The organism is Paracrocinitomix mangrovi, from assembly GCF_019740355.2.
Classification (GTDB): domain Bacteria; phylum Bacteroidota; class Bacteroidia; order Flavobacteriales_D; family Crocinitomicaceae; genus Paracrocinitomix; species Paracrocinitomix mangrovi.
On record NZ_CP091819.1, the window covers coordinates 3,594,944 to 3,616,731 of the forward strand.

Below are 21,788 nucleotides of genomic sequence, written 5' to 3' on the forward strand. Positions count from 1 at the left end.
TAAATAGTTCGTAAATTAGATTTGCAATTATATACGAAATTTATAGCTTCTTGAGTAAAAATAAACCAATATTTGTCACCCAACCAGATCTTCCAGATTTAAATGAATTTGTTGATAAACTATCATTAATTTGGAATTCCAAAATATTGACAAATAATGGACCAAATCATAAAGAATTTGAAGATGCTTTGAAAAAGCATTTAAATGTCCAAAATTTGAGTGTATATTCTAACGGAACTATTGCACTTTTAGCGGCGCTAAAAGCATTAAATTTGAAAGGCAATATTATTACCACTCCTTATAGCTTTGTTGCAACTTCTCATGCTATTATGTGGAATGGACTAACTCCAGTTTTTGCTGATGTATGTGCTCACAATGGAAATTTGAATCCAGAGAAGGTTGAAGAATTGATTGATGAGGAAACTACAGCTATTATGCCTGTTCATGTGTATGGGTATCCGTGTGATATTGACGCGTATGAGAGATTGGCTGAAAAGTATAACTTGAAGATTATTTATGATGCTGCTCATTGTTTTGATATAAAAAGAAAAGATGATAACAAAAGCATTTTATTAGAGGGTGACCTATCAGTATTGAGTTTTCACGCAACTAAAGCTTTTAATTCAATTGAAGGAGGAGCTATAATTTCAAGGGATGCCGGACTAATTGATAAAGTGAACTTACTCAAGAATTTCGGTTTTCGAAATGAAGTTGAGATTGAGGGGATTGGAATTAATGGTAAAATGAATGAGCTTCAAGCAGCTTTTGGAGTATTGCAACTTTCTGATGTCGAGGAAAATATAAGTAAAAGAAAAAAAGTTTTTGAAGCTTATGTTGAATTACTTAGAAATGTTGAAGGAATTAGTGTCTTTACTTCAATTGGAGATTATTGTTCTAACTATTCATACCTTCCTATTTTAGTAAATGAGGAATATCGTTTAAATAGAGATGAATTGTATTTATATCTTAAAGAACATGAAATTTATGCAAGGCGTTATTTCTATCCATTGATTAGTGATTTGGAAGCCTATAAGGAAATACTAACAAATAGAAATAATATTCTTCCAGTTGCAACAGACTTAAGCGAAAAAATATTGTGTTTACCTATTTATTCTTCATTATCAATAGATGAAGTAAAACTCATTTGCAATTTGATAAAATAATTTACATCAAATGTTAATAATTGGTACGGGAGGCTTTGCCACAGAAACTTTAGAAGTGATTTTATCTTTGAATAACAGCGAAGAGGTTGTCTTTTATGATAATATTTTTGATAAAAGGGAGCAATTAATGTTTGGAAAGTTCCAAATTTTACACACGAGGGATGAATTATCAAATCATTTAAGAGATAATTCTGACAATTATGTAATAGGTGTAGGAAATCCACAAAAACGTAAAAAAATATATGCAGAAATTAATGATATGGGCGGAAAGCCTTTTATTGCAATTTCTGCAAAGGCAAATGTTGGTCATTTTAATACAACGATTGGCCAGGGAACAATTGTTTGCGGTGGAACTCAGATAACCAATAATGTAAAAATTGGAAAGGGGTGTTTGATAAATCTAAACGTAACAATAGGTCATGATACTTTGATTGAAGACTTTGTTGAGATTTGTCCCGGGGTAAATATATCAGGGAATTGTAAGATTGGAGAAGGAGTATTTATTGGAACCTCAGCAGTAATATTGCCTGGAATCAAAGTAGGTGAAGAAAGTGTTATTGGAGCAGGCGCAGTAGTAACCAAAGATGTTAAAGCTGGTACTACAGTTGTTGGCATTCCGGCAAAACAAGTGTAATTTGAATCTTCACATTTTTCATAACATCACATTTTTAGACTTTGCAAAACAAGAATTTGAATTAACGAATGAAGATGAAAAATTTGTAATTATTACTGACCAAGAGGATGAAATTGATGATAAAGAGTTCTTTTCGCAATTATCTTTGAGGGAATTTATAAAAATTAATAACCCTCAAAGAATTATAATTCATTATTTGGACGGAGTAAAAGCAAAGCCAATAATTGATTCTGAATATAAAGGTTATATACATTGGTCTGCATGGGGGGCAGATATTTATTCTCCACATTTTGGATTTTCGAAAAAAAGCCTTTACCTAAAAAAAACAAAAAAAATATATCACAAATTAAAGATTCGAAGCCAAGAAAATATTGTTTACAGATCACTCAAACTATTCAGACCAATATTAGGTTTTGCATTCAAACTTAGATACAATCATTTGCACAACTACTATTATGTTGAGCAGCTACTATCTAAAGTAAATAGCTTTTCAACTGTTGTTCCTACCGAGAAAGATATAATTCAACGAAGAGTAAATGGGAATTATAAAGCATTTACATATGGTAATATCAAAACACTTGTACCAGAAAAATTGCGAAAAATGAAAGATATTGAATTGGGAGATCGCATTTTGGTAGGAGGTTCAGCAACTCTTAGTCAAAATCATTTAGATATTTTTGAAATTACAGGATATGAAATAAATGCTGTTATACCTATCAACTATGGAGAGGAGATGTACAAACAGTATCTAATAGATAAATTAAGTGGTTACAAGAACTTTATACTTCTTACTGAACGATTGTCTTACGAATCTTATATCGAATTATTAATGAGTTGCGGATGCCTAATAATGAATCAACTTAGACAGCAATCGGTAGGAAGTATTGTGTTGGGCTTGTTTTTAGGTATGAGAGTTTACTTAAATGCTTCTAATCCGGTTTATAAGTTTCTTGTATCCGAAAATTTTATTGTGTTTGATCTCCAAAAAGATTTTAGTAATTATGGCTGTTCTCCTTTAACTAAGATGGAAATTGAAAAAAACCGAAAATGTTTGTCAGATTACTGGGGTGAAGAATCTTCGGAAAAAAGAATGAGAAATTTTTGGGATTAGGCTTTTTTTATTGACTTGTTAATTAGTGTTTTAAGCTCTGACCAAGTGAAAATTTTACTTAAGTGAATAATAAAAACTATTAAGGTTAATAATAAGAATTTAAGTAATAATTTTTGATAAAAATTATCTAAATCATTGAGGAAGTAATAATTCGTTAAAAGAGTCAATCCAGTTAATGTAATAACGATCAACACTTGACTTTTTACAAATGGAAATTGGTAGTGTCTTTGACTCAATAAGAAATACACAGTTTGATATAATAAGGTAGCTATAAAAGTTGCGAAAGCCGCTCCATATAGTTCGTATTCAGGGATTAACAGGTGATTCAATAAAACATTTAAAAATGAAAATATCACCACGATAATTGAAGTTATTGCTGTTTTCTTTCTAATGGTTAAGCCTGGGGAAAACATGTTCAACCCAATAAAAAATCCGGTAAAAATTAGTATTGGAATTATTTTAGCACTATCGTGGAAATTTTTATCAGTAACTGCTGTTACTATTTCATGTGAGAATATTGAAATAGCAATTACTGAGAATGCTCCAATAGCAAGATAAAGTCTGAAAATTCTCCCTAGTTCTAATTTGGTTTCAGCTTTATCATATTGCTGTAATATTATCGGTCCAATTGCCATTGAAATTCCTGAAATTACGAGTGTAAAAATAGAAGCAAACTTACTCCCCATAGCATAAATACCTAGTTCATTCAAATCAAGATATTCTTTTATATAAATTCTATCAGTAAAATTCATAATTATTGTAGCAATCGCAGCTGGAACTAAAGGAATACTGAAAAGTAAAAGCTTTTTCAGCTTTTTTATATCAATAATAAACCTTAGATACTTTCTTAGTAAAATGATTTGAATTAAGACAAGAGGTGGTACAACAATTAAATAACTGAGATAGATGCTGTCTATGCCATAGTTCTTGTATATTGTAAAGTATAAAATCCCTGTTATTCCAGCAATAGAATGAATAAAAGAGAGCAAGGTAAATTGTAAGGATTTTCGAATAAATCGTTGAAGAACGCCCAGTAAATAAAATATGGCATTAAAAAAAATTGTGCCCGTTGCCAGACGAAAAGTTTGATACTTAATCTCACTTTCTGCGGATAACATATCAACTATATAATTTGGAAATAGAAGAAGAAGTGCTGTTACTAAAATTAAAACCATTGACGTAAACCAAATCGCAGTTGAAGAAAAACTAAGTCTTTCGTCTTCATTTAGTTTAGGTTCTGTTACATATCTGGCTAAACCCTGATTAAGTTGTAAAGTGAATACCGCATTTATAAAAAGAGCAAATAGATTTAACAAATCAATCACCCCATAATCCGTAGGTGAAAAATAGGTAGTATAAAAAGGTATTAACAAAAGGCTGATTCCTTTTGTAACCAAATTAGCCAAGCTGTATAAGCCGCCTTCTTTTATGAGGTCTCTCAGCATTTGAGAAGTATCGAGTAGTTTTTTGAACTAATGTACATTTAATTTATGCTCAAACTGTTTAATTTTCGACCAATTATGAACAGTTGATTAATGAAATAAGGCAATTGTCGTATTAAATTGAATGGATTTTACTGATCTCATTACTTCTCTTAAATTCATAACTTTGTTGCTGAGCTTTTCAAATGAAACTAATTGCACAATTTTTCAGGTTCTTTTTCAGGATTTTTAAATCCGATAGGGTCTTTTATTTCATCCATAAGAGACTATTTGAAAAGTATAAAATGTTCAACAAATTGGATCTGCAGGTTACTTATGACAAAACCTTAGACATTCAACTTCAATTAGACGAATGGATACAATTGCAGATCTACTTCAGAGGATATTATGATAAAAATTTGGTCCATTTATTAAAGAATGAACTAAAAGAAGGGGATGTATTTATTGATATTGGTGCCAATATCGGAGCCTTTACTTTGTTGGCTGCAAAGCAAGTTGGGAAATCAGGAAAAGTAATTGCTTTTGAGCCTGTAAGTGATGTAATGGCGCGTTTGGTAAACAATGTTGAGTTGAACAGCTTTGAGCAAGTAGTCTTAGAACAAAAAGCCGTTTCAGATGAAAATAAAGAATTGACTTTGTATTTGTCCGGTGATACCAATAGCGGAATGTCAAGTATTTATAGACATGATACCGAAAGTGGTTTGACAGAAAATGTACCCGCAGTTACTTTGGATAGGTTTCTACAAGATCATCCGCTTGACAAGATCAATTTGATTAAGATTGACATTGAGGGTGCAGAGTACTTTGCCTTAAAAGGAATGACCGAAACACTGAAAAAATATAAACCTTCTCTTGTATTAGAATTGCTGAGTGAATCTGAAAGTGAAAGAGCAGCTATTCAAAAAGCCATGCTTGATTTGTTGAAAGATTTAAACTATAAACAATTTGGCATTTCTGAGCAAGGAACTCCTGTTGAGGTAGATGCTCATTCTGATTATTACAATTACCTATTTATCCCCATTAAATGAAATTAATTTTTGCCACTCAAAATCAGCACAAAGCAGATGAAATTCAAAAAGCACTTCCGGATAGTATCCAGATAATGACTTTGAAAGATATCAATTGCCATGATGATATTCCTGAAACTGAAAACACATTGGAAGGAAATGCTTCCTTGAAGTCAAAATATGTGGTTGAACATTTCAATGTAAATTGTTTTGCAGATGACACAGGTTTGGAGATTGAAGCTTTGAATGGCGAGCCTGGTGTTTTGTCAGCCAGATATGCAGGAGCGTCAAAAGATGCCAATGACAATATGAATCTTGTTTTGGAAAAATTAAAAGGGAGTCAGAATCGCAGAGCCCAATTTAGAACAGTTATTTCTTTGATGCTAGAGGGGAAAGAATATCAATTTGAAGGTATAGTAAAAGGAACTATTAGAGAAGTGAAAAGTGGAGCCGAGGGCTTTGGATATGATCCCATATTTCAGCCTGACGGTTTTGACATCACTTTTGCCGAAATGTCAATGGAAGAGAAAAATAAAATCTCTCACCGTGGAAGAGCAGTTCAAAAGTTGATTGATTTTTTAAACAAATACGAATCTTAGTTAGAGTAATCACTACTATATCCTTGATGAAACATTCCGTCATATAGAAAGGAATGCGATTTTTCAGCTTCTACCTTTTTCTGTTTTTTCCTGCAAACAAAAAAATTGGTTTCAGTTAAAGCTTCTATTTCATCAATGGTTTTGTCATTGTCGATTAGTTCACTTTCAAATTTTCTAATATCAACTTTGATGTCATCATTGGTCACATAAAATCGCCAGTAATGCCAATTGCCAGATGTGGTTTTAAAAAAGAAGATCTTGTAAAATGCATCCGGAATAGCCACTTTACCACTTTTGATAAACGCAGGCTTATCTGACATCACAGAGCCCGTAATCATATAAGCAACTTTGATGCTATCCTTTCTACTAATTCCGTTGAGGTAGCTTTCAATTGTTTTCCATTCCTGTTGATTCATGTGGCCATATTGTGGTGCCATATTGGTCATCACAAAACTGTTGTAATGCTCAGATAGATTCAGTTTAGCATCATTTGCGGGTTTAATATGTCCCCGATCAAAGCCACTGTTTGTGTAATCATGATATGTAATTCTCTGTTCTTTTTCAAGCCTGGGATCAGGTCTAAAGCAATTGGTTCTTTTGATGTTTTTGTCCCATTGATTATTGTTCCACATTTTGTATTGTACCCAAATGGGGATTTTAGTTACTGTATCATATCCGCAAATGTATCCCGGCGAATAAAGTAAAATGATGTTTGGGTTTTTAGACTTTGGTAAACCAAAAGGAGCATGAACTTTTATCAAAGAGTCTTTGCTGTTTTGATGTGCAGATAAAAGAACTTCATCAGCCTTTGCAGCATCTGTTTTGCAACATTTATTTCCTGTTCCACCTGTTTTTCCTGTAAGTTTTTTACAATCCGGATCTTGAGAAAATGCAAGATTGCTTAATAAAAAGAGGCCAAAGAATATCCAGATTTTAGTTTTCATTTTATGAAAATTGAGATAAGTACTCTTCTGAAATAATGTCTTGCGCAGCCAATTCTTTCAACAATGGCAAAGCATGATCATAACGCATAACAACAGAAGCTTTTTTACCTTTTCCTTTAAAAACAGCTTTTAATACTTCAGTTTGAGAGTAATTCTGTCTGTCAATCACATTAATTCTGGTGAAATCAACATTTTCTAGTTCATCCCAACTAAAATATGTTGATCCTGTTTTTTTAATAGTAATGCCTTGATCATTTGTATAAATTCTATATCCACCTGTTGCCAATAAATAGATGTAATAAATAAGCGGAATTACCAATACAGCCAGGCAAATCAAATAAATCCAAATTTGCAATCCTCTTCCTAAACCTGCACCGGCATAACCAAATGGTAAGTATTGAAGGTCATATACATTTCTGCCTGATTCGTCCACCGTTGCACTTGAGTTTCTCTTGTCTTCCCAAGTAGCAGTTTGCGGAATTCTACTTTGTAAATCATCTAAAAATTCAGCTGTTACCGGATTGGTCACTTTTGCCTGAATCCATGGGAATTTTTTCTCTTTACCGTTCTCAACAAAAAATATACGGAATGAAATTTCGTCACCGGCACCCATTGGAGTTTTTTTTATGCTCACTTTGGTAACTTGGTTAAGGGGACACTCTTTTAATCTTCTGATTAATTCGCAGTAAACATTTTGACCTTCAAAACCAAGGTTATAGCTCATCACGTTGCTCTCAAGGTTGTATATTTTGTCTTCCATAGGATTTAATTGATTGAAGACCAATTTAATAAATTAATTTTAGTTCAAAAGATGTTGCTTTCACTTATCTTTGCTCAAAATTTTACAAGATGATTCAAAGAAAACAAACCATTTATTTAGCCTTGGCTTTTATCTGCACAGTGCTGTTAATTGTATTCCCCGTTTTTACCATTACAGCTGAAGATGAAGGAGTTTTATATAAAGGAAGCTTCGGTGCTTATGGTATGTTTTCTGAAGATGGTGAAAGCACAGAAATTCCCATTTATTTGTTGTACATCTTTTTAGCCATGCTATCACTTATCGCACTGTTTTTATATAAAAATAGAAAGCGTCAAATGTTGGTTTGCAGATTCAATTTGATCTTGAATATCCTATTGGCAGTTTCTTTGACCGTATTTTACTATTTAGGTAAAGGAATTTTGGAAGAGGAGTTAACCAAAAAAGGATTTGATGCGGTTGGATTTTCGGTAGATGTAGGTTTCTTTTTAGCAGTTGCTACTATTCCGTTTTTAATCCTTGCTATCAGAGGAATCAAACATGATGAAAACTTGCTAAAATCAATTGATAGAATCAGATAATAATGAATTACTTATCGGTTGAAAACCTCACCAAATCTTTTGGTGCACGTATCATTTTTAAAGATCTCACTTTTGGAGTAGATAAAGGTGATAAAGTAGCAATTGTAGCCAAAAACGGAACCGGAAAATCTACCTTGCTTAAAATTTTATGTGGCGACGGAACAGAGGATTCTGGACGCATTGTATATCGCAACGGAATCAGGGTAGATTACTTAGAACAGGCAGAGAATTTCCAGGGTAATAAAAGTATTATTGATGAGGTATTAAGTACCGAAACAAAGGAAACAAACGCCATCAAAGCCTACAATAAGGCTCTTGAAAATCCTACTGATACAGAAGCTTATGAAAAGGCTTTTGAGCAAATGAATATGACCAATGCCTGGGATTATGATGTAAAAGTCAATACCATCCTTTCTCAACTAAAAATTGAGGAAAAAAATAAGCCTTTAGGCGAGTTGTCAGGAGGTCAAAAAAAGCGTGTGGCATTGGCAAAAGTGCTGATCAACGAGCCGGATATTATGATTTTGGATGAGCCAACTAATCATCTGGATTTGGATATGATTGAGTGGTTAGAGGAGTATTTGTCCCAATCACAGGCCACAATCATCATGGTAACGCACGATCGTTATTTTTTAGAAGTGGTGTGCAACACAATTTTAGAATTAGAAGATCAAACCATTTATAAATACACCGGTAACTTCTCTTATTATTTAGAGAAGAAAGCCGAACGTCAAGAAATTTTAGAAGCTACCATATCAAAGGCTAAAAACCTCATGCGAACTGAGTTGGATTGGATTCGCCGTCAACCAAAAGCAAGGGGAACCAAACAAAAAGCAAGGGTAGATGCATTTGGAGATTTAAAGAAAGTAGCCACCCAAAAAATCCAAAAAGACGAGCTGGAAATTAAGGTGCAAATGAACCGTTTAGGTTCTAAAATTGTTGAATTGCACCGTCTGGGTAAATCATTTGATGATAAAAACCTGATCAATGATTTTAGCTATGTTTTTAAAAGAGGAGAAAAAGTAGGGATTGTAGGTCCAAACGGATCAGGAAAATCTACTTTTTTAAACATGCTTACCGGTTCGCAAGAGCCGTCAAAAGGTAAAATTGTCATTGGTGATACAGTGGTAATGGGCTACTATCATCAAGATGGTTTGAAGTTCAAGCCAGAGAAAAGAGTAATTGAAGTAATCAGAGATATTGCTGAATACATTCCGCTAACAAAGGGACGTAAAATGTCAGCTGCACAGTTTTTGGAGAAGTTCCTCTTTCCAAGAGACATGCACTTCAATTATGTAGATAAATTGAGTGGAGGAGAGAAGAAGCGTTTGTACTTGATGACCATTTTAATGAAGAATCCTAACTTCTTAATTCTGGATGAGCCAACAAACGATTTAGACATTTTTACCCTCTCTGTTTTGGAAGATTACTTGGCTGAATTTGAAGGATGTCTGTTGATAGTGAGTCACGACCGTTATTTCTTGGATAAGTTGGTTGATCACACTTTTTACTTCAGAGGAGATGGTGAAATAAAAGATGTATTGGGGAATTACACAGCATACCGACAATATCTCAAAGAAGAAACATCAAAAGCGCGTAAGGCAGAAAAGCAAGTAAAAGAAGCGGCTGCTGAAATCTCAAAAGATAAGGATGCTGAAAAAACCAAGCTCACTTATAAAGAAAAACAGGAGTTTGAAGCTTTAGAAGGTGAAATTGCTGCGCTAGAAACTGAGCGTGATGACTTGATGGAAAAAATGAATTCAGGATCTGAAGATTCAGACAAAGTCAATCAAATGGCTATTCGTTTAGGCGAAATTGGCAAACTCATTGAGGAGAAAGAAATGCGTTGGTTGGAGCTGAGTGAGTATGTATAAGTAAGTGAAAAGTAAGCTTTTAAAATATCTATTGCTTTCCAGAAAAGTTGTTTTAAAATGCTCGAAGATTGAGTTATTGGAAATTATTGAGACAATGAAATCTAAAACTTTTTCGCATGAAATGAGAGATAATAAACCTCATAGGTATTATGCGAAAATTTCATTTGGAACTATGATTTCAAGAGGTTTTGTTACAAAATCAAGCGGAATTAACGTATTTGGAGAGATAGAGGAAAAACAAGATGGATCAATAACTTATCACATTTATAGTAAACTGAGACCTGAGTTTTACTTGTTCACTCTAATTTGGCTAATAGCTATTGGTGTTCAAATTTTTAGTGATGAGCATGTGCCATTATGGGTAACTTTAGTTTTGTGTCCGGGACTTTATTTGTGGTTTGGTATGATATATCGTTTTCAAGAAAGAGCCTTGGCTAAACAAATAGAAGCCAAAATAAGAAATGCAATACGCTTGAAAAGTTAATTTTTTAGCTGCCAATTCCGTCTGCAACTCCTAGTTGTCAAATCCATTTTATTTTTCACTAAAGCAATAAATGAGCTTCCTACGGTCGCTATATATCGCTAAGTTCAATTAATTAAATGGCTTTACCAAGCTAACCGTTTCCGCCGAGGCAGAATTCCTCCCCCCTTAATCCCCCTCCTTCCCACTACACAAGCCACTCGCAAAGGGGGAATAGAATTAGCTTACTCTTTTTAATTTCTACTAAAAGAAATTTGAATCAAAATATTCCCCCTTAGGAGGGGGATTAAGGGGGAGGTTTATTCAATTAAATCAAAAAAACATTCCAAAATATACCAATCGGTATATTTATTTTGTACCTTTGTATCCACAATGGCAACAAAAGCAGAACAAACCACCGAGTTTATCGTGAAGAAAGTAGCACCCATCTTCAACAAACACGGGTATTACGGAACTTCATTGTCAGATTTGACTAAGGCTACCGGTTTGACCAAAGGAGCCATTTACGGTAACTTTAAAAACAAAGAAGAACTGGCATTTGTCGCTTTTAAATTCAATGTTGATCGTGTTGTAAACAAAATCAAAGAAGATTTATTTGACATCAAATCTCCTATTCAGCAATTGTACGGTTTAACCAATTTTTATAGAAAATACAAAGCCTACACTATTGAAATTGGAGGTTGTCCAATAGTCAACATTGGCGTAGACGCCAATCATGAAAATGAAGAACTATTAAAGAAAGTGCAAGAAGTGATTTCTAAACTGCAATACTACATTACCAAAATGATTGCCAATGGTATTGAAGCTGGTGAAATCAAAAAAACAATAAATCCTGAAAAATATGGTCGATACTTCTTTACCATGATTGAAGGTGCTGTTTTTATGACGGCTACAATGAATGATGAAACCTATCTGCAAGAAACAATGAATAGGGTAGATGACATCATTGAAAAAGAAATGGCAGTAAACTAAAAAATTTTAACCCAAAATATACCGATTGGTATAAAAAAGTAAAAGAATGAATATGAAATTAATGATGATCAGAACGTATTTCGGTTTTTCATCAATCGTTAATCCGAAAAAAGCAGCAAAAGAAGGTTTTCAAATCTTTCAAAAAGTGCGTAAAAAAGATATCCGAGACAGAGAAATGCCATTTTTTGGTAAAGCTAGAGCTTTCAAAGTGCATCATCAAAATGAAGCCATAGATTGTTTTGAGTTGGGAGATCCAAACGGACCATTAGTGTTTTTGGTTCACGGTTGGGATTCTAATGCAGGAAGCATGTCTCAAATCGCCTATAAATTTGAAGAAAAAGGTTATCGCGTAATTACCTTTAACCTTCCCGGACATGCTTTTTACAGTGCGGGGTCTACGAATCTATTAGAATGCAAAAATGCCATGAAAACAGTGGTTGATTTTATCAATCCATCAGAGAAATTTTCAGTTGTTTCTCATTCATTTGGATCAGCCGTAACTGCCAATGCATTATCTAATACTGATTATGAAGTTGATAAAATCGTCTTTCTCACCAATCCCAATAAGGTAGAAGACATTTTCATGGAATTTAAAGAGATTATTGGCTTACGCAAAAAAGCATATCGCGCTTTGATCAAGCATACTTCACAAGTATTAGGAGCGCCAATTCATACCCTAGATGTATCAGCAAATTTGAAAGAGGTAAACTATGATAAGTTGCTGTTGATTCATGATATTAACGACAGAGTATTACCGTATACCAACTCTTTCCAAATCAATTCTGATCACGAAAATGTGCAGCTAATAACCATGCACAATGTGGGGCATTACAAAATGCTTTGGAATCCTGAAGTGATGGGACGCGCCGTTTCTTTTGTTGAAGGAGAAGAAGTGCTTTAATTGATCACAATTCTCTTTGAAGTAACACTGTTTTGAGATTGATCTGTGATAATCAAAATGTAACTTCCTGCAACAATATGTTGGGTATTTAAATGGTTAATTTCACCTCCGTTTACAGATTTCTGTAACACTTGTTTGCCATTTATTTCGTAGAGCGTAGCCGTATAATTATCATTGCTCCAATGACTAAGATCAATATAAACAGTATCGTCAGCAGGATTGGGAAAGATCCTAAAAGTCTCGTCTTTTGAACCTCCTTCTTCAATATTTACAGTATGAACTCTGTAGCCGAAACAGTACTGTCCTTGGTTAATACCTTGCGCAGTTATAAAACCACTTTTATCCGTTGTGCTTCCCATTGTGTTAAGCGCATAGTCACTATGAATTTCCCATAAAGATTGTGCATCAGGTCTGTATAATAAAACAAGGCTGTCTTCTGTGAAAGATTGATTTCCAGTGTCCTGTAATAGTCCATTGTCCAGATGTCCTGAATTAGTAGTACTTCCATTATACTCAAAACGAATGGTACCATTCAAATTTTCTAAATCTAATCCGTGAACATGCCAGTATCTATCCGGAGAAAGCATCACATTTTGTAGGTTAGTCATATTATCAGGATAAACCCAATGATGTTCAATCCTCACAAAAGCAGAATCTGTAACACTATTTACATCCAATCTGCTATTGGCATAGGATAACAGTTTAATACCATTGGTTTTAATTACCTGATTTTGTCCTGTCACTGCCTGGTTGATTCTGTCGTCCATATTAAGTGCCATAAAAGCAGGAGAAAAAGGAATGGTGATATCTACTGTTTGGTAATCTCCTCCTAAATTCAAATCAACAGAATATTCGTTCCAATTAGCGTCCATCACGGTTAACTGCATAGGAACATTGTTGTGATGATTAGCTGCACCTTTCAACTTTTGATCTATCACTAAACTAAGTGTGTAATCAGATCCATTATCCGTAACAGTTGAATTGGTGATTGAAAATTGAGAAAATCCACTTTGAAAAATCCAATCATTAAAGAAATCAGTTACATCAACTCCTCCTTGATTGTTCAGCTCGTCTCTAAAGTCTTCACTTGATGCATTTCCGCCTCCAAAAGCAACTTGCACGGCTTTGAGTCCTGCCATGAATTCAGCATCTCCCATATATCCTCTAAGTGTGTGCATTACATCTGCTCCCTTTTTGTAACTATGATCTCCATAAGTGTATTTAAGCGGAACCGCATTTAAGGCGTAATAACCACTGTCATTTATGTGTGCCAAATGAAGTACAGATTTATGATTTTGCTTCACTGCAGATAGGTAAGCAGATGAACCGTAAACATATTCTGTGAAAAGATGTTCTGAATAAACAGCCATTCCTTCATTGATCCACATTTCTTCTGCAGTTTTACAAGTAACCCAATCTCCCCACCAGTGATGCGAAAGTTCATGAGCCATTAAAGTTTCATATGTCAAGTTTCCGTTGGCAGTTGCCAAAGGATAAGCAATGTTGGTAGCATGTTCCATTGCTCCTGAATTAAAAGGAACTAAAACATATCCTATTCTTTCCCAAACGTATGGGCCATAAGCCTCTTCAAAAGCAGTAAGAGCATTGTCAAGATTAGCAAATGAATTTTTAAGATTAGTGGTATCACTTGGGTTCGCGGCAAGCCAAATAGGAATATCACTGTTTTGCAGGTTTGAGTGATAGTTGTCTGTAACATGAGTATAAGATGAAATGGCAACTGAAGCTAAATAGGAAGGAATTTCAGTAGACATCACCCATGTGGTTAACAAACTATCTGTGCCAACATTTTGTACAGAGGTTCTTGTTCCGTTACAATAAGCAGTGAAATTATTGGCAGTTAAAACTTCAAAATCATAAGTAGCTCTCTCTACAAAATTGTCAAAACAAGGATGCCAGGCACGTCCAAAATTGTGGGGTATTGAAGCAAATCCAACACCTAAATTGTAGAAATATTGAGTATTCATGTAAAATCCTCCCCAACCTGATGGATCCATTTGAGGTGAACCGTGATAATAGACAGTTAAACTGTCTGTTTGTCCCGAATTCAAAGTAGTGCCCAGTTGGGCCACAATCAAAGTGTCATCATGAGAAAAGCTGATGCTGCTTCCTTGAAAAGTAATTGAATCTACTGTTAAGGCTTGTAAATCTAAACTCAATGAACTTATTGCCATTTTAGGTGAAAACTTAACCTCACAGGCTCCACTCATTTGACCAGACTGACCTTGTGTAAAATCTAAATACAATGAGTAGTTAATTACATCAACTGTATCACTTCTTAAACTTTCGTTTCCTGATTTGTATAAATGCGAAAAATCATCAAGTATCGCATGTTGCATTTGGCATCCTACCTGAGAAAATGAGGTAATACCAATGGCGATTGTAAAAATTGATAGTAGTAGTTTCATTCAAATACTTTGATACTCAATATTACGAAATCGAGAGGAAAAAGTAAGGTTAATCCATTAAATGGATTGTTTTATTGAGTTTATGGCTTGTAATTTGGATTTTCCCAAGCCATTAATGCCTGGTCATATAATTTTCCGTCAACTCCTTTAACACGTCCTTTTATGATTGCTTCAGTTTTAAAGCCGGTACCCTCAAAAAGTTTGATCCTGTCTTCATCATAAGCTACTTCCATTTCAAGTCGTTTGATGTCAGATCTATTTTTTGTTAGATAATCTAAAAATCCCATAAAAATTCCTCTACCAACCCCTTGCTCTTGAGCGTCAGGAGAAACACCAATTGTAAAATTGCTCAAAATGTGTCGGTAAGCTTTTAAGCTTGATTTTTCTGCATGCCCAAAACCAATCACCTTTTGATGATCATCTTCAACAACTATAATTACGCACTGGTCTTCTGGCTTGTTTAATAAAGAGAAAATATAGGTCTGCGTGATCTCTTCAGGCAATCTGGTAATTCCCTGTACGTCTCCGGCAACTTCTGCATAAATTTTTGCAATTGCCAATCTATCAGTATTATGTGCTTTTCGGAGTTTCACATTTGAAATATACTTAAAAAAATATGTCTAACCTTTTTACAACACAGCAATTCGCTCAACTTCAAAAAGTAACGGATTAAATAGGAGTATTCTTTTATTAAAAATTGAAGGCATAAATTTTAGATGGTCCTGTTGAAAATGGTGATAATCAAAATATGGCTGTGAACAACTAAATACGGCTGTTACTTTTTTAGCCTTTGGTAGCTATATCTTTATAAGTTGATACAAAGTCCTTTTTATGGAAATGCTAAAAGTTGAAAATATTGTCAAGCAATATAGTGGCCACAGAGCCCTTGATGATATTTCAATCACCACTAAGAGAGGTGAGATTTTTGGTTTGCTGGGGCCAAATGGTGCCGGTAAAACTAGTTTGATTAGAATAATTAACCAGATTACGGGTCCGGATAACGGACGTGTGCTGCTAGAGGGTAGGGAAATAAAAAGATCAGATATAGAGCATATTGGTTACTTACCTGAAGAAAGAGGACTTTATAAAAAGATGAAAGTAAAAGAGCAAGTTATGTACTTTGCTCGCCTAAAGGGACTTTCAAAAAGTGAGGCCAAAGAACGAATGGATTATTGGTTTGAGAAGTTTGATATCACTTCATGGTATGATAAAAAAGTGGAAGAACTCTCAAAAGGGATGGCGCAAAAAATTCAGTTTATCATTACAGTAATTCACGAACCTAAATTGTTGATTTTAGATGAGCCTTTCAGTGGCTTTGACCCCATTAATACTCAATTGATTAAGAACGAAATTCTTGAATTAAAAAAGAATGGGGCTTCAATTATGTTGTCAACGCATAACATGAATTCTGTTGAAGAAATTTGTGATTCAATTGCATTGATTAACAAATCAAAATTAGTAGTTGCCGGAGCTTTAAAAGATGTAAAGAATGAATTCAAATCTAACATTTACGCCATTCAGTTCAAAGGAATGATGATGGCTTTTGCCAATGCACTGTTTGCAGGGTATTCATTAGAACATTCAGAACAATTGGATGAAGATACTGCTGTGGCTCATGTGAAATTATTAAAAGATAATACGCTTAATGATTTGCTTAAAACAGTGATGCCTGTTGTTAAAATTGAAGCAGTAAATGAAGTGGTGCCAAGTATGAATGACATTTTTATTGAAGCCGTAACAGGTAAAAAGAAAGAAAATGAATTCATGAAAGACAAACCTAATACAGAGGAAGGAGGAAGTCATGAGTAAACTGGGACTAATTATTAGTAGAGAATATTCCTCAAGGGTTAAGAAAAAAGGGTTTGTTGTCTTGACCTTGTTGGTCCCAGTTCTTCTGGGAATTATTACGGTTGCTTTGATTTATATTACCTCAAAAGATCAAAAGCACTTAAAGGTATTGTTGTCAGATCCGGATAATATTTGCGGTGAGGACATTTACGTTGGGCCAAATGAAAATCCGCCTGCTACATTTTACTTTACTACAGAAAATTTAGAGCAGACAAATTTTAATGAAAGGGAAGATCTCAAGCAATTTGATATGATTATTGGTGTAAAAAGCTCAGTGATCACCAATAAGAAAATTGCCATGTATTATCGGGATAAAAAACCGAATTCTAATGCTCAAAACTATATTGTTACAAAGATCTCAGGGGAGTTAGAAGAGTATTTCGCAGAAAAAGAAGGTGTTTCTTTAGCCACTTACAGAAGAATCAATCAGGCCTATGACTTTGAATTGGCGGACATGAAATATTTCAACATGAATGAGGATGAGATTGCTTTTGAAAAGAGTAAAACAAAAAGACAAGGAGTTGGATTGTTCTTTTCTGTCTTCATTTTTGTCTTTTTAATGATCTACGCTTCATTGGTCATGAGATCCGTATTGGAAGAGAAAACTAGTAGGGTTGTTGAGATTATTGTGTCATCCGTTAGACCATTTGAATTAATGCTCGGTAAGATAATAGCTGTTGGTTTAGTGGGGATAACTCAGTTTGCGGGTTGGATTATATTAACCATTCTGATTTTGATAGGGATTCAAGCATTTTTATTGCCTGAAATTGATCCTGCTTCAATACAGGCCATGACTGAAAATGCAATACCTGCTGGAATGGACGGAAATTTAGCAGGCACGAGTAATGAAATTGCAGACTTGATTTATAACGGAATTAATTGGCCGATCATGCTCACATTGTTTGTCGTTTATTTTTTCTGTGGTTACTTACTTTATGCAAGTTTGTTTGCCATGGTAGGAGCTGCTGCAGATTCAGAGGCGGACACACAACAATTAATTATTCCGATAATGATGCCTTTAATGGCTGTCTATTTTATCTCATTTACAATAATTGGAGAACCTGATGGTGCAACTGCCTTGTGGGGATCACAAATTCCATTCTCATCTCCAATAATAATGTTACAAAGAGTGGCAGCCGGTTCAGTTTCTGGATGGGAAGTTATAATCTCCTTGTTATTGCTGATTGCGACTTTCATTTTTACAACATTCTTAGCAGGAAAGGTATACAGAACCGGGATACTAATGTATGGTAAAAAAGCATCCTGGAAAGAAATTATTAAGTGGTTGAGATATTAAATAAAAAGCTACGAAAAGACTCGGCATAATAGATATTGGAACCAATACATTCAATTTATTGATTGTAGATAGCAAACAGAACGGATTTGACCGTATTTACGGTAACAAGATCGGAGTAGGACTCGGCCTTGGAGGTATCAACGAATCTCTAATTGCTGAGGATGCAATGTACAGAGGTATTGAGGCTTTAAAAGAGTTTGTGGGAATCTGTAATGAGCATCAAGTTGAGAAAATTAAAGCTTTTGCCACATCCGCAGTAAGAGATGCCGCTAATCAAAATGATTTTTTGCAACTGATTGAAAAAGAAGTAGGAATTGAAGTGGAGGTAATTTCAGGTCAAAAAGAAGCAGATTTGATATACAAAGGTGTTAAAATTGGATATGATTTTTCGCATCCTGCTTTGATTATGGATATTGGAGGAGGTTCAACTGAATTTATATTTGCTGACAGTACTAAAGTCATTAAATCTCACAGCTTTAACATAGGAACGGCCCGAATTTATCAATTGTTTGAATTCAATGATCCGTACAATGATGATGATGTTCAGAAAGTAATTGCTTATCTTGAAAGCAATACCAAAGGATTTTTTGAGGAGGTAAACACAGATGTCTTGATTGGCGCCAGTGGATCTTTTGAAACATTTTATGCCATATTAAACAAGAGAGAATATCCCGAAAATGAATTTGAAGATCTGCCTGCAGATAAGGTACTTACTATTCTGGATGAAGTGATTTATTCAAGCCTGGAAGAACGAATGAAAAACCCTTTGATCATTCCTATTAGGAAGAAAATGGCGCCAATTGCAGCCATTAAAATCAAATGGCTCATGAAAAAACTCAACATAAAAACATTAACCATATCTCCCTATGCAATGAAAGAGGGAGTAATACAAAGCATGAATTAAGATGGATTTGCCTAAACACGCACGTACATGGATTTTTCAGTCTAACAGAAAACTGAATCAAGAAGAGGTGGAGTACCTAAACAAGGAATTGGGTGCTTTTGTGAAGGAATGGGCGGCACATGGCAATGATTTGTACGGTCAGTTTGAAGTAATTTATGACTTGTTTATCTTGATTGCTGTAGACGAAAACAGAGCACCTGCTTCTGGTTGTTCAATAGACACACTCAATCGAAAAATCCAGGAATTGGGAGATAAATTAAACGTAAACTTTTTTGACAGATTGCAAATAGCTTACGAAGCAACTGATACAAGTATTCACATTGCAAGTATGGAGCAATTCAAACAAAAATTATCCGCAGGAGAACTAAACGAAAATACGGTTGTCTATAACAATTTAGTGGCAAATATTGATGAGTTTGAAGATAATTGGAGAACCACTGTTGCCAATTCATGGCACAAAAATCTGATGAGTTTAATTTGAGAAAATTACTATTCATATCGCTTTTGTTCATAGCCCAATTTTCAAGGGCTCAAGAAGAACTGGTTGAGTTGAAAAACTTTGACCATGATCTTTTTCAAAAGTACATGATCATTGAGGTGAATAAACTTCGTGAGCGTGAAAGAGTAGGAATGGTTGAAAGAGATACAAGTTTGGATAGAGCAGCACAGGACCATGTAGATTATATGGTAGAGAATAATGTGCTTTCTCACAAACAAAAAGACAAAGAGAAACTTACGCCATTTGATCGAATCAAGTATTATGGTGGCTCGCATAGCAGTGTTGCCGAAAATATTCAGATGATTCCATTGGGTCAAAAAATTGAAAAAGCCAAGGGTCGTCTTACTTATGAGCGTTTAGCCAGAGACATGATAGGAAACTGGAAAAAATCAAGTGGTCATTTTACCAATATGATCAATCAGGATTACGTTGGAATTACACACACCTTCAAAATTAAAAACGGAATGATGTATTGCTGCCAGTTATTGGCTTCGGGTCCGTTTGAAGATAAGTATGCTTACAAAGAAGGTGATCCATTACATGTGAATGATAAAAATGAGTGTGGAAATTGTAAACGATTCCAAAAAAAGATCAATAAAGATCAAGCCCATTTAGGATGGTATACGGTTTCTAATGACTCTGTTTACTATTGGAATACTGATGTGATAGCTGGAGGAGATAAGCGCTCTAGAAAAAACAACATCAAACGGGTTTTTAGTGCGAATGGCGCAATTGCGGTAGATGTAATTCATCAAGAACAGTTTAACTGTAACGGAACCCCTAATTTTCACAATAGTCTTTATCATGATGGATATTATATTGGGTATGTGAGTAAAGCAAGTCTTAAAAATGATCTGCATCCATCCCCTTCTTTAGTGCAGATATATGTAGGACAGAAACCGGCTTTTTTAGATACTTTTTATCAGGTTGATTTCAATTTAGTGAAGCGTTGGCGACCTTGCATGCACGGATCTACAATTTACATGAATGCAGATTTCTTAAAGCCCTATGAATACTTTGAAATTCCCAAAAGAGAAGTGCTTGATGAAAATATCATTATTAAAGATTCAATTTTTGTAAAAATCCCATTTAAAAGTGGACAAACAGATCAAGATACCTCCATTTTTTATCCGCTGGTACAAACATTAGACAGTCTGGAAAAATCAAATTTCAAGATCAAGCAAATCTTTTTTGATGGTGTGGCTTCTATTGAAGGTACCGCTCAGGGTAATGAAGAGCTGTTCAAGAAAAGAGGAGAAATTATTCAAGCTTATTTGCGCAGATATTATCCCGAATTTGAAATGCAGAACGACTTTTATGAAAATTTTGACGATTTCAGATTCGGATTAAAAAGATTGGGAGTAAGAAATGCAATGGATATGCCTGAAGATAGTTTAAGGTATTATGCAAATAGTAGAAAAAATGAAACTGCAATTTCTGATTTGTTAGATGAAACAAGGTTCTCTTCTGTTCGCATAGTATATGAGGATGTAATTCCATTAGAAGATGGTGGATATGGTTTTTCTATTGCCAGATTGTCTGATTTGATCAAAGGTGAAGGATTCAGAGATATGATTCCTCTTTATGAAATCTTGGCTCATGATGTATTAAGCGGCAATGAAGAGAAAAGAGATTCTCTGGTAAATCTTGAAATTCCTAATAAACCGGGATTTGAAAAGCTTCATTGGTACAATTTTGTGCTGAGATTAAATCTCAATGAAGAAAATGTGAATATTGATGAATTGAATCACTTAAAAGATGTTGGTGCCATTCCTACTGATGCCGATTTTCTTGAGTACAGATTGATGTTTAATGTCTTTAATGGTGATGAATTGATGGACGTTTCAGATTTTTCACAAATCCATGATGAGATAAGGGTTAAACGTCAAAAGGCATGGATTGAGTGTTTAGAGCTGATCATGGGAGTACAAAATCACAGATATTCAGATGCAATGGTTGTTCCTATTTTAGTTGAGAATACTTTGAAAAAGAAGTTTGATTTGAATAAAACTTATTTCATCTGCCAGTATTTAATTGATTGGGGATATACGCAAGAGCCTTATGTGTTGTTGTCTAAATATGCCAGAAGACCGGGGCAGTTCCCAAAACTTTACAAGCAATATATTAAGTTGGCGTATTTCCTTGGACAGTTTGAAATTGAAAAGGAGTGGAAGAGAATAAAACGTATTTGTGCTAACCTTGCTGAAGCTAATCCACAGGAGTTTTGTGACTTGTTTAGATGGAATCAAATGGGGATCAGAGCACTTGATAAAAAAGAAATTGCAGAATTATTCTGTGATAAATGTCGCGAAGACAATCCTTGATTTTTATTGAATTATTAGTTTTGT

The 21,788-nt window shown here is 34.5% G+C and carries 20 protein-coding genes; 15 read left to right on the top strand and 5 right to left on the bottom strand.

Features of this window, described 5'->3' with window-relative positions:
* The first annotated feature begins 50 nt into the window (after window positions 1–50).
* Genes K6119_RS16040 through K6119_RS16050 form a run of 3 tightly spaced genes read left to right on the top strand, consistent with a single transcriptional unit; the run spans window position 51 to window position 2,908 of the window.
* Entirely contained in the window at window positions 51–1,163 is a 1,113-nt protein-coding gene (locus K6119_RS16040; protein ID WP_221833292.1) for a DegT/DnrJ/EryC1/StrS family aminotransferase, read from the top strand.
* Window positions 1,164–1,173: 10 nt separating this feature from the next.
* Complete coding sequence (locus K6119_RS16045) at window positions 1,174–1,797, top strand: acetyltransferase (protein WP_221833294.1); 624 nt, start codon at window positions 1,174–1,176, stop codon at window positions 1,795–1,797.
* A 1-nt stretch (window position 1,798) separates the two neighbouring features.
* On the top strand, window positions 1,799–2,908 hold the full coding sequence (locus K6119_RS16050; protein WP_221833296.1) for a TDP-N-acetylfucosamine:lipid II N-acetylfucosaminyltransferase family protein: 1,110 nt from the start codon (window positions 1,799–1,801) through the stop codon (window positions 2,906–2,908).
* Here K6119_RS16050 and K6119_RS16055 read toward each other — a convergent pair.
* Complete coding sequence (locus K6119_RS16055) at window positions 2,905–4,353, bottom strand: lipopolysaccharide biosynthesis protein (protein ID WP_221833298.1); 1,449 nt, start codon at window positions 4,351–4,353, stop codon at window positions 2,905–2,907. The two genes, K6119_RS16050 and K6119_RS16055, sit on opposite strands and share 4 nt — an antisense overlap.
* 281 nt (window positions 4,354–4,634) lie before the next feature.
* On the opposite strand from K6119_RS16055, the gene K6119_RS16060 reads away from it, so the two are divergent.
* Both K6119_RS16060 and K6119_RS16065 read left to right on the top strand, forming a co-directional pair.
* The gene (locus tag K6119_RS16060; RefSeq protein WP_221833300.1) at window positions 4,635–5,378 is read left to right on the top strand and encodes an FkbM family methyltransferase; all 744 of its coding nucleotides are present in this window, start codon (window positions 4,635–4,637) and stop codon (window positions 5,376–5,378) included.
* Entirely contained in the window at window positions 5,375–5,956 is a 582-nt protein-coding gene (locus K6119_RS16065; RefSeq protein ID WP_221833302.1) for a non-canonical purine NTP diphosphatase, read from the top strand. Before K6119_RS16060 ends, K6119_RS16065 begins: the two co-directional genes overlap by 4 nt.
* On the opposite strand, the gene K6119_RS16070 is transcribed toward K6119_RS16065, so the two are convergent.
* Both K6119_RS16070 and K6119_RS16075 read right to left on the bottom strand, forming a co-directional pair.
* Window positions 5,953–6,900 (bottom strand): DNA/RNA non-specific endonuclease, encoded by a 948-nt coding sequence (locus K6119_RS16070; protein ID WP_221833304.1) that lies wholly within the window; start codon window positions 6,898–6,900, stop codon window positions 5,953–5,955. The genes K6119_RS16065 and K6119_RS16070 overlap by 4 nt on opposite strands.
* Before the next feature lies 1 nt (window position 6,901).
* Window positions 6,902–7,660 carry a hypothetical protein gene (locus K6119_RS16075; RefSeq protein ID WP_221833306.1) on the bottom strand — a complete coding sequence of 253 codons (759 nt, stop codon included), beginning with the start codon at window positions 7,658–7,660 and terminating at the stop codon, window positions 6,902–6,904.
* A gap of 89 nt (window positions 7,661–7,749) precedes the next feature.
* On the opposite strand from K6119_RS16075, the gene K6119_RS16080 reads away from it, so the two are divergent.
* The 5 genes from K6119_RS16080 (at window position 7,750) to K6119_RS16100 (ending at window position 12,466) form a co-directional block, all read left to right on the top strand.
* The gene (locus tag K6119_RS16080; protein WP_221833308.1) at window positions 7,750–8,238 is read left to right on the top strand and encodes a DUF4293 domain-containing protein; all 489 of its coding nucleotides are present in this window, start codon (window positions 7,750–7,752) and stop codon (window positions 8,236–8,238) included.
* A gap of 2 nt (window positions 8,239–8,240) precedes the next feature.
* Window positions 8,241–10,112 (top strand): ABC-F family ATP-binding cassette domain-containing protein, encoded by a 1,872-nt coding sequence (locus tag K6119_RS16085; protein ID WP_221833310.1) that lies wholly within the window; start codon window positions 8,241–8,243, stop codon window positions 10,110–10,112.
* A 94-nt stretch (window positions 10,113–10,206) separates the two neighbouring features.
* A complete protein-coding gene (locus K6119_RS16090) occupies window positions 10,207–10,596 on the top strand; it encodes a hypothetical protein (RefSeq protein WP_221833312.1) in 390 nt (129 codons plus the stop codon).
* 369 nt (window positions 10,597–10,965) lie between these two features.
* Window positions 10,966–11,565: a TetR/AcrR family transcriptional regulator gene (locus K6119_RS16095; protein WP_221833314.1), complete on the top strand. Its 600-nt coding sequence runs from the start codon at window positions 10,966–10,968 to the stop codon at window positions 11,563–11,565.
* 46 nt (window positions 11,566–11,611) lie between these two features.
* Window positions 11,612–12,466, top strand: coding sequence for an alpha/beta fold hydrolase (locus K6119_RS16100; RefSeq protein ID WP_221833316.1), 855 nt, complete (start codon window positions 11,612–11,614; stop codon window positions 12,464–12,466).
* Here K6119_RS16100 and K6119_RS16105 read toward each other — a convergent pair.
* Together K6119_RS16105 and K6119_RS16110 are read right to left on the bottom strand one after the other, a co-directional pair.
* Entirely contained in the window at window positions 12,463–14,892 is a 2,430-nt protein-coding gene (locus K6119_RS16105; RefSeq protein ID WP_221833318.1) for a M1 family metallopeptidase, read from the bottom strand. The genes K6119_RS16100 and K6119_RS16105 overlap by 4 nt on opposite strands.
* 80 nt (window positions 14,893–14,972) lie before the next feature.
* Window positions 14,973–15,485 (bottom strand): GNAT family N-acetyltransferase, encoded by a 513-nt coding sequence (locus K6119_RS16110; protein ID WP_221833320.1) that lies wholly within the window; start codon window positions 15,483–15,485, stop codon window positions 14,973–14,975.
* 238 nt (window positions 15,486–15,723) lie between these two features.
* On the opposite strand from K6119_RS16110, the gene K6119_RS16115 reads away from it, so the two are divergent.
* The 5 genes from K6119_RS16115 to K6119_RS16135 are packed head-to-tail and all read left to right on the top strand — an operon-like array spanning window position 15,724 to window position 21,764.
* The gene (locus K6119_RS16115) at window positions 15,724–16,701 is read left to right on the top strand and encodes an ABC transporter ATP-binding protein (protein WP_221833322.1); all 978 of its coding nucleotides are present in this window, start codon (window positions 15,724–15,726) and stop codon (window positions 16,699–16,701) included.
* Window positions 16,694–18,037 carry an ABC transporter permease gene (locus tag K6119_RS16120; RefSeq protein WP_221833324.1) on the top strand — a complete coding sequence of 448 codons (1,344 nt, stop codon included), beginning with the start codon at window positions 16,694–16,696 and terminating at the stop codon, window positions 18,035–18,037. The genes K6119_RS16115 and K6119_RS16120 overlap by 8 nt, the downstream gene beginning before the upstream one ends.
* Before the next feature lie 58 nt (window positions 18,038–18,095).
* A complete protein-coding gene (locus K6119_RS16125; protein ID WP_221833326.1) occupies window positions 18,096–18,941 on the top strand; it encodes a Ppx/GppA phosphatase family protein in 846 nt (281 codons plus the stop codon).
* A gap of 1 nt (window position 18,942) precedes the next feature.
* Window positions 18,943–19,422 carry an ABC transporter ATPase gene (locus K6119_RS16130; protein WP_221833327.1) on the top strand — a complete coding sequence of 160 codons (480 nt, stop codon included), beginning with the start codon at window positions 18,943–18,945 and terminating at the stop codon, window positions 19,420–19,422.
* Complete coding sequence (locus tag K6119_RS16135) at window positions 19,392–21,764, top strand: CAP domain-containing protein (protein WP_221833329.1); 2,373 nt, start codon at window positions 19,392–19,394, stop codon at window positions 21,762–21,764. Before K6119_RS16130 ends, K6119_RS16135 begins: the two co-directional genes overlap by 31 nt.
* Window positions 21,765–21,788: the final 24 nt, after the last annotated feature.